The organism is Alcaligenes sp. Me129, assembly GCF_050487245.1.
Taxonomy (GTDB): domain Bacteria; phylum Pseudomonadota; class Gammaproteobacteria; order Burkholderiales; family Burkholderiaceae_B; genus Alcaligenes; species Alcaligenes phenolicus.
The window spans coordinates 221,830-233,966 of the sequence record NZ_JBKQGX010000007.1; the positions used below are offsets into that span (position 1 = coordinate 221,830).

Annotated in this window: 11 protein-coding genes and 1 pseudogene; 10 read left to right on the plus strand and 2 right to left on the minus strand. The window is 58.1% G+C overall.

Annotation, left to right across the window (positions count from 1 at the left end):
* Positions 1–29 precede the first annotated feature (29 nt).
* From ACLPGZ_RS10000 to ACLPGZ_RS10045, 10 genes are all read left to right on the plus strand, one after another.
* Positions 30–857, plus strand: a complete 828-nt coding sequence (locus ACLPGZ_RS10000; RefSeq protein ID WP_083055295.1) for a MetQ/NlpA family ABC transporter substrate-binding protein — start codon at positions 30–32, stop codon at positions 855–857.
* On the plus strand, positions 857–1,699 hold the full coding sequence (locus ACLPGZ_RS10005; protein ID WP_429641176.1) for a MetQ/NlpA family ABC transporter substrate-binding protein: 843 nt from the start codon (positions 857–859) through the stop codon (positions 1,697–1,699). The genes ACLPGZ_RS10000 and ACLPGZ_RS10005 overlap by 1 nt, the downstream gene beginning before the upstream one ends.
* A gap of 1 nt (position 1,700) precedes the next feature.
* Positions 1,701–2,906 (plus strand): methionine ABC transporter ATP-binding protein, encoded by a 1,206-nt coding sequence (locus ACLPGZ_RS10010; RefSeq protein ID WP_226349114.1) that lies wholly within the window; start codon positions 1,701–1,703, stop codon positions 2,904–2,906.
* Positions 2,878–3,540, plus strand: coding sequence for a methionine ABC transporter permease (locus ACLPGZ_RS10015; RefSeq protein WP_009461203.1), 663 nt, complete (start codon positions 2,878–2,880; stop codon positions 3,538–3,540). Before ACLPGZ_RS10010 ends, ACLPGZ_RS10015 begins: the two co-directional genes overlap by 29 nt.
* A gap of 81 nt (positions 3,541–3,621) precedes the next feature.
* Entirely contained in the window at positions 3,622–4,887 is a 1,266-nt protein-coding gene (locus tag ACLPGZ_RS10020) for an SfnB family sulfur acquisition oxidoreductase (RefSeq protein WP_429641178.1), read from the plus strand.
* Positions 4,888–4,891: 4 nt separating this feature from the next.
* Entirely contained in the window at positions 4,892–6,091 is a 1,200-nt protein-coding gene (locus ACLPGZ_RS10025) for an SfnB family sulfur acquisition oxidoreductase (protein WP_239054957.1), read from the plus strand.
* 165 nt (positions 6,092–6,256) lie between these two features.
* The gene (locus tag ACLPGZ_RS10030) at positions 6,257–7,081 is read left to right on the plus strand and encodes a MetQ/NlpA family ABC transporter substrate-binding protein (protein ID WP_137431080.1); all 825 of its coding nucleotides are present in this window, start codon (positions 6,257–6,259) and stop codon (positions 7,079–7,081) included.
* 16 nt (positions 7,082–7,097) lie between these two features.
* The gene (locus ACLPGZ_RS10035) at positions 7,098–8,525 is read left to right on the plus strand and encodes an LLM class flavin-dependent oxidoreductase (protein WP_060186585.1); all 1,428 of its coding nucleotides are present in this window, start codon (positions 7,098–7,100) and stop codon (positions 8,523–8,525) included.
* Positions 8,526–8,596: 71 nt separating this feature from the next.
* Entirely contained in the window at positions 8,597–9,442 is an 846-nt protein-coding gene (locus ACLPGZ_RS10040) for a MetQ/NlpA family ABC transporter substrate-binding protein (protein WP_052159247.1), read from the plus strand.
* Between the two features lie 12 nt (positions 9,443–9,454).
* Positions 9,455–10,753: an acyl-CoA dehydrogenase family protein gene (locus ACLPGZ_RS10045; RefSeq protein ID WP_429641179.1), complete on the plus strand. Its 1,299-nt coding sequence runs from the start codon at positions 9,455–9,457 to the stop codon at positions 10,751–10,753.
* 270 nt (positions 10,754–11,023) lie between these two features.
* On the opposite strand, the gene ACLPGZ_RS10050 is transcribed toward ACLPGZ_RS10045, so the two are convergent.
* Positions 11,024–11,881, minus strand: coding sequence for an amidohydrolase family protein (locus ACLPGZ_RS10050; RefSeq protein WP_254002521.1), 858 nt, complete (start codon positions 11,879–11,881; stop codon positions 11,024–11,026).
* Positions 11,878–12,137 (minus strand): annotated as a pseudogene (locus ACLPGZ_RS10055) (alkanesulfonate monooxygenase); the annotation flags it as partial. The pseudogene ACLPGZ_RS10055 and the gene ACLPGZ_RS10050, both read right to left, overlap by 4 nt.

Here is a 12,137-nt window from a genome sequence, read left to right on the forward strand (position 1 = left end):
CAGGCCCACCTCGTGAGGCACTGTTTACCATGCTCCAGCATCTGTCCAAACTCATCGTAGCTAGTGCCCTTGTGCTGGCTGTTTCTCCGGCCATTGCCGCCGATTCTTTACGCATTGGCGTGGTGCCGGGCGCCTATGCCGATTCCATCAATGCCGCGGCCAAGGATGCCAAGGCCCAAGGCATCAATGTCGAGGTGATCGAGTTCACCGATTGGACCACGCCCAATGTGGCGGTGGATAACGGCGATATTGATATCAATTACTTCCAGCATCAGCCTTTCCTGAAGAACGCCATCGAGAAAAACGGCTACAAGCTGGCCAGCGCGGGCACGGGTATTTTGGCCAATGTGGGTGTGTATTCGCTCAAGCATCAGGCGGTGGATCAGGTCCCTCAGGGCGGCAAGGTAGGCATTGCCAACGATCCCGTGAACCAGGGGCGTGGTCTGCTCTTGCTGCAAAAAGTTGGGCTGATCAAGCTCAAGCCAGAGGTCGGTTATCTGGGCAGCCTGGATGACATTGTCGAGAACCCCAAAAAGCTCAGCTTTGTGGAAGTGGAAGGCCCGCAGCTGGTGCGTATTACGGGTGATGTGGATATTGCCCAGGGCTATCCGCATTTCATCGTGGCGGCCAAAGCCTTTGATCCTTCCAGTGGTCTGGCCTACTCGGGTATTGAAGATGCGCAGTTTGCCATTCAGTTCGTGGTGAAAGCGGACCGTACTAACGATCCTGTCATTCAAAAGTTCATTTCCATCTATCAAAACTCGCAGTCTGTGCGTGACGTGTCGCGTGCGGCATTCAATAACGACGAGCGCCTCTACACCCTGGCCTGGCTGAATGCACAAGGAGGGGCGAAATAATGACGGCGATTTTCTCCTCTCGCGTGCAGCGTTGGACGCTGGGCATTCTGTTTGCCGCTGCCCTGCCGTTCAGCAGCTCTGCCGCCGTGATTAAAGTGGGCTCCATTCCTGGTGCAACCTCGGATGCGGTGCAAGCGCTGATCCCGGAAGGCAAGAAGCAGGGTCTGGATATTCAGTTGGTGGAATTTACGGATTGGACGCTGCCCAACGAGGCTGTCAACAACCGCGATATTGATGTGAATTTCTTCCAGCACGAAGCCTTTTTGAACAATGCCATCAAAGAGCGTGGTTACGACCTGGAATTGATCGGTCTGGGCTTGCTGCAAAACATTGGCCTGTACTCGAACAAGTATCAGTCTCTGGACCAGGTTCCCAAGGGCGCAACCGTGTCCTTGCCGAATGATCCGGTCAATCAGGGCCGTGGCCTGTTGCTGCTGCAAAAAGCGGGCCTGATTACCTTGCGCCATGGTCTGAATACCGGGGCTACGGTCAATGATGTGGTGGACAACCCCAAGCAGCTCAAGCTGGTGGAAATTGAAGGCCCGCAACTGATCCATTCCCTGCCGGATGTGGACCTGGCTGTCGTCTGGCCCAGCTATTTCGTCAGCGCTGGCCGCAAGGCGGATGCGGGCAAGGCCTTGGTCTATTCCGGCATTGCCGACACCTTTTATGCAATGGGTTTTGTTACGCGCAAAGATCGCGTCAACGACCCTGCCCTGAAACAGTTCGTGGAGCTGTTCCAGCAGTCGCAAGCGGTACGCAACACGATTGCAGACCGCTTTGATCACAACCCCCATCTGTACACCTTGCCCTGGCAAGGCAGCACCACAGCGAGCAAGTGATATGGCATACACATCAGCACTACGGCGTAATTTGGACGAGTTGCGCGATACCGCCGAACAGGCCGCAGGACAGCGCGAGGTTCACAAGGCCAGTGCGTCTGTCAAAGCGGAACTGGAACAGCAACCCAGCGTCGTCAAGGCAGGCAGCGTGGCCTTTCGTAATCTGTCCAAGATTTATCAGTCCTCGGCAGGCGCTGTGCCTGCCTTGCAGGACATTGATCTGGACATAGAGCCGGGCAGCATCTTCGGCATTATTGGTCGCAGTGGCGCGGGTAAATCCAGTTTGCTGCGCACCATCAACCGGCTGGAGCGCCCAAGCAGCGGCCAGGTATTGGTAGATGGCGTGGACATTGCCCGTCTGAATGAGTCGGAGCTGGTGCAGCTGCGTCGCCGCATTGGCATGATTTTTCAGCACTTCAATTTGTTGTCTGCCAAAACGGTGTACGAGAACGTGGCTTTGCCCTTGAAGGTGGCCGGGGTGTCGGCACAAGACATTGCTCAGCGTGTTCAGGAACTGCTGCAACTGGTCGGCTTGCAAGATAAGGCCGATACCTATCCCAGTCGTTTGTCGGGTGGGCAAAAGCAGCGTGTGGGCATTGCTCGCGCCTTGGCAACCGGCCCGGAGATTTTGCTGTGCGATGAGGCCACTTCGGCACTGGACCCGGAGACCACACAGTCCATTCTGAGTCTGCTCAAGGACATTAACCGCCGTCTGGGCATCACCGTCGTGCTGATTACGCACGAGATGAGTGTGATCCGTGAAATTGCCGACCGCGTGCTGGTGCTGGAAAAAGGCCGCATTGCCGAGCTGGGCGAGGTCTGGCGTGTGTTTGGCAAACCGCAGCATGACGCCACCAAGGCGCTGCTGGCCCCCTTGCAGCACACACTGCCAGAGGATCTGCAGGCACGTCTGGTGCAGCAGCCTCCTAAATCCGGCACGTACAGTCGCATTCTGCAATTGAGCTATAGCGGCGAAGGCGGCTGGGAGCCGGATTTGCTGCGCATTGCCCGCAGCCTGCCCGGTCAGCCGCAGCTGGTGCATGGTGGCGTGGACCGCATTCAGGGCCATGCACATGGACGTTTGCTGGTCGCCATTGAGGGGCATGTGAGCCTGCCCGATTTGACATCTTTGACGCAAGGCCCGGCGGCCATCGCGCATCACATTGAGGACATTGGATATGTTGTGGAATCTGAGTATCCCCGCTGAGCGTTATTGGCAGGCTTTTTTGGACACGTTGATGATGGTGGGCGTGTCTGGGGGCATTGCCTTTCTGGCCGGTATTCCGCTGGCGGTGCTCTTGATTGTGACGGCCCCCCATGGCTTTTGGGAGTCGCCCAAGATCAACCGGGCGGTGGGTAGCGTGGTCAATGGTTTCCGGGCCACGCCCTTCATTGTTTTGCTGGTTGCGCTGATTCCTTTCACGCGCTTGCTGGCAGGCACCACGATTGGGGTGTGGGCGGCCATTGTGCCCTTGGCAATCAGCGCCACGCCTTTCTTTGCCCGTATTGCCGAGGTCAGCCTGCGCGAGGTGGACTCGGGCCTGATTGAAGCGGCTCAAGCCATGGGCTGCAAGAAGTGGGACATCGTGCGCCATGTCTACTTGCCCGAGGCGCTGCCCGGCATTGTGGGTGGTTTCACCATCACTATCGTGGCTTTGATCAGCTCGTCGGCCATGGCCGGTGCGGTCGGTGCCGGTGGTCTGGGTGACTTGGCAATCCGCTATGGCTACCAGCGTTTTGACACGCAGGTGATGCTGATTGTGATTGCCGTGCTGATCGCACTAGTGACCGTAGTGCAGTTTGCTGGCGACCGTTACGTGCAATGGCTGCGTGCCCGTTGATCCAAATTTAGCCAAGGGCTGGCGCTGCATGTAGTGGCGTCGCCTATCCCTACCGTTTTTAGTCATTGAAAAGAGTGCCGTATGAATGATCGGATTACTCAGGGCGGAGCTTTGCCCGAAGCATCTGCAAAGCCGCGTCTGCCCTTGCCCCCCCAACAGCCTCATGTGATTGGCAGTGAAGCCGAAGCCATCGCCATTGCCCGGCAATTGGCTGCTGAATTTGCCCAAACTGCGGCCGAGCGCGATCGCCTGCGCCAGCTCCCCTGGGACGAGATAGAGCGCTATACCGCCAGCGGCTTGGGTGCCATCACTATCCCCAAAGCCTATGGCGGCCTGGGAGCCTCCAACGAAACGCTGGCGCAGGTTTTTGCCATCATCAGCGCGGCTGACCCTTCTCTGGGTCAGATCCCGCAAAACCATTTCGCGCTGATCCAGAACCTGAAAGACACCGGCACTGAATCTCAAAAGCAGCGTTGGTTCAAGGCGGTGCTGCAAGGCGCGCGTTTAGGTAATGGCGGGCCGGAAAAAAAGGGCAAGGCAGCGGTGATTACCGACATCACTGCCCATCTTGCTCGGGCAGCGGATGGCCGCTTGCGCGTTAGCGGCACACGCTTTTATTCAACCGGGGCCTTGTTCGCCCATTGGATTCCTTTCCGGGCTGCGGATGAGCAAGGCCGTGGCGTGCAGGTCTGGGTGCGTCGTGATGCGCCCGGCGTGCAGGTGATTGATGACTGGAATGCCTTTGGGCAACGCACCACCGCCAGTGGCAGTGTGGTGTTCGACCAGGTCCTGGTCGAGGAAGAGCATGTGCTGGAAAGCTGGCGTTTTGCGGACAAGCCTTCCCTATCGGGTCCTATTTCTCAACTGATTCAAGCCAGTATTGATGCCGGTATCGCTCAGGGGGCCTTGCAGGATGCACTGGAATTTGTCCGCAATCGTGCGCGCCCCTGGACCGATTCGGGTGTGGCCAGTGCCACGCAGGACCCTCATATCATTCAGGAAGTCGGGGCCTTGCAGATTGAGGTGGATGCTGCTCAGGAAGTCTTGCTGGAGGCAGCGCGTTTGCTGGATGAATTGGCCGCCAAGCCCGTGGATGCAGACAGCAGCGCCCGTGCTTCTGTAGCCGTTGCCGAGGCCAAAATCCTGACGACGGAAGCGGCCCTGAATGCCAGCGAACAGCTCTTTGCCTTGGCCGGCTCGTCGTCCACCCGTGCAGCTCATAACCTGGACCGCCACTGGCGCAATGCCCGTGTGCACACCTTGCATGACCCGGTGCGCTGGAAATATCACTTGCTGGGCAATTATCTGCTCAATGGCGCCTCGCCGTCTTATCACCAATGGAATTGAGGCCATGACTACACAGCTTTCTACATCCGTACACATCATCCAGTCCGAGGCCGAAGCGCTGCAAGCCGCCGAGCAGTTTGCACAATTCATTGCCCAGGATGCGCTGGAACGTGACCGCGACCGTATCTTGCCGCATCGAGAGGTGGAGCAATTCAGTCAAAGTGGCTTATGGGGCATTACGGTCCCCAAAGAATACGGCGGCGCGGGCGTTTCCGCCGATGTGCTCACCCGTGTCGTGCAGCGCATTGCCAAGGCCGATGGCAACTTTGGCCATATCCCGCAAAACCACTATTACGCGTTGGAAGTGTTGCGCGTGGGGGCGACGCACGAGCAAAAGGCCTTTTTCTACGATCAGGTGCTGCAAGGCAAACGCTTTGGCAATGCATTGGCAGAGATCGGCAAGAAGGACTTTGTCCGTCGCACGCAATTGCTGAAAGAACCCGATGGCTGGTTTGTGGATGGCCGCAAATTCTATTGCACGGGTTCGCTGTTTGCACACTGGATTCCCACGCTGACGACCTCGTCTGATGAAGGCCGCCTGTATCTGGTTTTTGTACCGCGTGGGGCTGCAGGCGTCACGCTGACAGACGATTGGGACGGCTTTGGCCAACGTGTGACAGGCAGCGGCTCGGTGGAGTTCACACGTGTTCCTGTGCAGCCGCAATGGGTCGTGCCGTTCACGGACTCCTTCGAGCGTCCGACCACCATTGGCCCCTATGCCCAGATCATCCATGCAGCACTGGATTTGGGCATAGGCCAAGGGGCTTTCGAGGCCACCTTGCCCTTTATCCGCGAGCACAGCCGTCCCTGGATTACCGCTGGCGTGGATACCGCCGCACAGGACCCCTTGCTGCTGCAGGAGGTGGGCAATGTGCATGTGCGTTTGCGTGCCGCGCAAGCGCTACTGGCCCGCGCCGCCCGCTTTGTGGACGCCGCCCAGCAAGCACCGGATGAGGACAGCGTGGCTCAGGCCTCCATTGCCGTTGCGCAGGCCAAAGCCCTGGCTACCAGCGCCAGTGTGCTGGCAGGCAGCAAGCTGTTTGAACTGGGGGGTACCAGCGCTACGCAAGCCCAGCATGGGCTGGATCGCTACTGGCGCAACGCCCGCGTCCATACCCTGCATGACCCGGTGCGCTGGAAGTATCACGCCATTGGCAATTACGCCCTGAATGGCGTGCGCCCGCCGCGTCATGGTGCTTTGTGATGCCACCTGGAAAGCTGTGTTTGGGTATGGCTGCAGGGGTGAAGAAGCGTTGCGCAGTATGGCTCAAAGCATGTCAGTAAATACGTTCTAGCAAGACACATATGCGCTTCGATATGGCCTGTTTTCCAGGCCACGAGCCTTTCTCTTTTATCTGGATGTTGATTGATGACTATCTCGAAGATTTTGAAAAAACTGACGGCGTTTAGCCTGGTTTCTACTGCCGTTTTGTTGAGCAGCACAGCGACCGCTGCGCCATTGAAAATCGGCGTTGTTCCCGGCATTTTTGCGGACTCGGTGGCCGTTGCCGCTCAGGAAGCCAAGAAGCAGGGGGTAGATGTGCAGGTGATCGAATTTACCGATTGGGCCACACCGAATGTGGCGCTGGATGCGGGCGATATTGATCTGAACTACTACCAGAACAGTAATTACCTGGCCAATGCGGTGCGCGACAAGGGCTTCAAGCTGGTCAGCGTGCAGCCGGGCATTTTGTCTTACCTGGGCCTGTATTCTCTCAAGCACGCCACGCTGGCCGATTTGCCCGATGGCGCAAAAGTGGCGATTGCCAGTGACGCCGTCAACGTAGGCCGTGGGTTGCGTCTGTTACAGCATGCAGGTTTGATCACGCTGCGCCCCGAGACCGGCTTGCTGGGCACTCCCGATGACATTGTTTCCAACCCCAAGAACCTGAAGTTTGTGGAAGTGGAAGGCCCGCAATTGGCACGTGCCACGCAGGACGTGGATCTGGCTCAGGGCTTTCCGTATTTCATCCTGGCCTCCAAAGCCTTTGATGCTACGAAAGCCTTGTCCTTGACCAGTTACGAGGACGATTCCTGGGCGATTCAGTTTGTGGCCCGTAGCGACAGGACGAAAGACCCGCGCATTGCCCAGTTCCTGGAGGTCTACAAAACATCGCCTGCCGTGCGCGAGGCAATCGATCAGTTCTACCAGGGCGAGAAAAAGCTGTATCGCCTGACCTGGTTGCCGCATTAAGCAAGGAGAATGCCCCATGACGCAGCCCAAGAAACACATCCATATCAACGCTTTCAACATGAATTGCGTCGGCCACATCCACCATGGTTTGTGGACGCATCCGCGTGATCAATCCACGCAGTATCACACTCTGAAGTACTGGACGGATCTGGCCCAAACGCTGGAAAAAGGCTTGTTCGACGGCATTTTTCTGGCGGATGTGGTCGGCTATTACGACGTTTACCAGCAAGGTGTGGACTTGACGCTGCGCGAGGGTATTCAACTACCGGTGAACAACCCCTGGCTGCTGGTCTCGGCCATGGCAGCCGTCACGCAACATATTGGCTTTGGTCTGACAGCGTCAGTGGCGGCGCATCACCCTTACACCTTCGCACGCGATGTCAGCACGCTGGATCAGCTAAGCAATGGCCGCATAGGCTGGAACATCGTGACTGGCTATGTGGATAGCGGAGCGCGGGGTTTGGGGCAGGATGGTCTGGATGCACACGACAGTCGTTACGACCGGGCCGAGGACTTTCTGCAATTGGCTTACAAGCTGTGGGAAGGCAGCTGGGAAGATGGCGCGCTGATTGCCGACAAGCAGCGTCGTATCCATGCCCTGCCCGAGAAAGTGCATACCGTGCATCACGAAGGGCCGTTTTATCGCAGCAATGCAATTCATATGAGCGCGCCCTCTCCTCAGCGCACGCCTCTGCTGTTCCAAGCAGGCACCTCGGCGCGGGGGTTGCAGTTTGCCGGGCAACATGCTGAAGGGGTTTTCATCGGTGCGCGGGACCCGGAAGCGGCCAGGGACTCGTCCCGCAAGCTGCGTCAGGCAGCGGTCAATGCGGGACGGCAAGCGCAGGACCTGAAGATTTATGCGGGTGTAGCGGTCGTTACGGGTGCTACGGAAGCCGAGGCTAAAGAGAAGTATGCCGACTATCTGGCCCATGCCAGTTCCGAGGGCGGCCTGGCGCATTTTGCGGCCAGTACCGGCGTGGACTTTGCCCAGTATGACCTGGATGAACCCATCAGCTTTGGCCCCAGCAACGCGATTCAATCCGCAGCGGCCGCAGCCCAGAAACAAGGCTGGACGACGCGCCGCAAGCTGCTGGAGCAATTCACGCTGGGTAGCCGCTACAAAACCATTGTGGGGGACCCGCAGCAAGTGGCGGATGCGCTAAGCACCTGGATTGATGAAGGCGAGATCGACGGCTTCAATCTGACCCGCATCGTCGTGCCCGAAACCTGGGAAGACTTTGCCAGCTACATCGTGCCCGAGCTGCAAAACCGGGGCCGCTATCGCACGGCGTATGAAGGTGGAACCCTGCGCCAGCAATTGTTTGGACAAGGAGATCGGGTATCTGCCACGCACCCTGCCGCGCAGTGGCGGCATTTGGTGCCCGGTTCGACCCCGGAGGCGGGATCGGATGAGGCCGCTACCTCTGCCTTGCAGGCAAGCTGATTAAGGCGAGAAAGAGCCAGTATCTGCTGCGTTGGATCATTTTTTACGACCCCTTTTTTAAGGTCAGGATCATGTTGTTTGCCCGTTTTTCTATTCGTGCCGTGTTTGCCTTGGCAGCTTTGAGCCTAGCGGGCCATGTGTCTGCTGCTGCATTGAAAATCGGCGTCACGCCCGGCTCTTTGGCCGATTCTGTTGCCGTGGCAGCCAAGGAGGCCAAGAAACAGGGTCTGGAGGTCGAGGTGATTGAGTTCACCGACTGGACCACGCCCAATACGGCCTTGGCCTCCGGGGATCTGGATTTGAATTACTTCCAGCATCAGGCTTTCCTGGACAATGCCGTCAAGGAAGGCGGCTATGCCATTGAAAGTGTGGCTTATGGTTTATTGCCCAATATTGGCTTGTATTCCAAGCAGTATTCGTCCTTGGATGCGCTGCCCGAAGGCGCTTCTGTTGGGGTGGCGAGTGATCCGGTGAATCAGGCGCGCGGCCTGCTGCTTTTGCAGACGGCTGGCCTGATTCAGCTGAAAGAGGGGGCAGCTGCGCGTGCCTCGATTCATGATGTGACGGCCAACCCCAGAAAGCTGCGCATTGTGGAAGTCGAAGGGCCGCAATTGGTGCGCGCAGCCGATGACCTGCCCTTGGTCCAAGGTTATCCAGCCCATTTTGTGAACGCCGGGCAGGCCGAGCTGGCCAGCAAGGCCTTGCAGTATTCCACAGTGGATGACCTGTACTACGCGATTCGCTTTGTGGCGCGGAGCAGCCATAGAGAGGATCCGCGCATACGCCAGTTTGTGGATCTTTATCAAAACTCCCCTGCCGTGGCCGCGCAGATCGACAGGTCTTTTGCAGGAGACAAAAAGCTGTATGCCTTGCCGTGGAAGACGGCGGGTCATGCCTCCATTACGCAGGTTCCTTGAGGGCTGCACATCATGATTACTGACACTGCCGTTTTGACCTCTGATGTTGCGCCACGCCGGACTGTGCCAGAAAGGGCAGAGCCAGCAAGTGCACGAGCTTCCGATCTGGGCGCCTTGCGTGCCCGTTTCAGCGCCCTCTTTCAGCGCATTGCCGATACTGCGGCGGAGCGCGAGCATACCCGTACCTTGGCTTACGCCCCCATTCTTTGGTTGAAAGACAGTGGTTTTACGGCTCTGCGCGTGCCGCCTCAATGGGGTGGTAGTGGCGTCTCCATCCCCGTGTTCTTTGAGCTGTTTCAGGAACTGGCCGCGGCGGATTCAAATGTGGCCCAAATTCTGCGACCGCATTTTGGCTTCATCGACCGCTTGTTGATTGATCGGGATGAGGTCACGCAAGCGCAGTGGCTGCCATTGGCAGGCCAAGGGGCGATTTTTGGTAATGCCACGACCGAGACTGGTTTGGGCGCTGTAGGCCAGTTGCAAACCACGCTGGAGCCCGATCCAGAGCAGGCCGGTCAATGGCGTCTGAATGGCCGCAAGTTCTACAGCACGGGCACCTTGTACGCGGATTGGGTCACGGTGGTGGCTCGCAGCACAGGAACGGAGAAGGAGGATGAAACGGTACATGCCGTGGTCGCCACCGATCAGGAAGGGGTGGAGCGTCTGGATGACTGGCATGGCTTTGGCCAAAGGCTGACGGGCTCCGGCACAACGGTACTGACAGATGTGCTCGTGCCCGAGAGCGCCATCATCCGTTTTCCGCGTCAGGAACCCACACCGTTGGTGGCTTATTTTCAGCTGGTGCATTTGGCGACCTTGGCGGGTATCGCCCAAGCCGTGCAGCGTGATGCAGTGGCCTATGTACAGGCGCGCAAACGTGTCTTTAGCCACGGCAGTGCCGCGCTGCCCAAGGATGATCCCTTGGTGCAGCATATCGTGGGGGAACTGGCCAGCACGGCCTATATCGCCCAGTTGGTGGTGCGTGATGTGGCCACGCATTTACAAAGCATTGCGGATCAGCGGCAGGCAGGCCTGGAAGTGCCCCTCGCAACTCTGGATGCTCTGGAACTGCGCACGGCACAGGCGCAAGCGGCTGTCGTGGAACCCGTCTTGCGGGCGGCCACGCGTCTATTCGATGTGGGTGGTTCTACTGCCCTGGAGGAGTCCCGTCGCCTGGATAGGCATTGGCGTAATGCGCGGGCCTTGGCCTCGCACAACCCGGTGATCTACAAGGCCCGTTCAGTGGGGGATATTTTGCTGAACGAGGCCGAGCCTGTGTACTACTGGCATGTGGGGACCAAGGGGAGTTGAGCTGATGCGGCCAGAGGCGGGGCCGCCTCTTGGAAGCAAAAGGGCACGAATCATTCGTGCCCTTTTGCTTGGTACGCTCGGAGACCGATGCATTGATGACAGGCGAGCAGACTGTGGCGATATCGTTAATGTCACTTGGGTGTTTTTAGGGCGAAGACGTCGATAGGCTCCAAGGGACACCGTCAAAAAAGGGGAGATGGTCTCGCCCCTCCTGGTGTGCATCTTGCTCTGCGCCTGACGTTTGTCCTGGATGAGTCAAAGCCGCCAGCGTTACCTGGGCAGCTGAAACAGCCTGGCTGCATTGTCATAAAACAGCTTGTCCAGAATGCTGTCCTTGAAGCCCAGCTGTTGAAAGTCCTCAATACTCTGTCGAATCGGGCGGAAGGTATAGGACGAGCCAAACAGCAATTGCTCGGACAGAAAGCTATTGGCTGCCTGCACATAGCCCTCGTTTCCCGGCTGGAAAATGTACATATCCGGCACCAGATGCACGTTCTCGTGCAGAAAGGCCAGGCCTATGGCCTGTTGCACATTGGGCCAATAGCCGTGATAGACCACTAAAGGCAGATCCGGGAAGGCTTTGGCCACTTTGGCCAGCCCGGCCGGGTCGTTGTAGCGCGGGTCCGGCGTGGTGGGGCCACTCATCAAAAAGACGGGTACTTTCAGGTGGCGCGCCAGTTCGTAAACGGGCCAGTAAACCGGGTCATCGGGGTGACGTGCTGGAACACCAAAACCCGGCTCGATATCAATGCCGGACAAGCCCAGCTCCTTGATGGCGCGTTCTGCCTCGGCCAGGGCTTGCTGCTCGCCTTGCAGAGCCGGATCAATACCGGCAATGCCCAGCAATTCATCGTGTCCGTGCACGATCTGATGAATGGTGTCGTTGGGCAAATGTTGCGACGGTGTGTGGCGGCCTACGACGACCGCTTTACTTAGTCCGGCCTGGCGCACTTCTTCCAGAAAGCCTTCCTGGCTAAGTGACTTTTCAAAGTGAGTATCGCTGCCACGAGTGCCAACGCGGCGGTTTAGCCAGCGCGCGGTGGCATGCTCTGGCGTACCAGGTTCAGCCCCGAAAAACTTGTGCAGAAAGGCAGGTCGGCAGCGTAGATCGATTATTTTCTGGCTCATGATGCAGAGGAAAGTTGCTGATTTTGAACACCGCGTGCGTCAAAGGCGCCGCCGGTCTGGGCGCGATCACTGACGGTGACGGCCCGTTTGCCCAGAAGTGGAAACACCAGCTCGGCAAAGCGTATGGATTCTTCCAGATGGGGGTAGCCCGAGAGCACAAAGGAGTCCGCACCCAGGTCTATGTATTCCTGCAAGCGCTGGGCCACGGTTTGGGCATCGCCCACCAGTGCGGTGCCTGCCCCGCCCCGTACTAGCC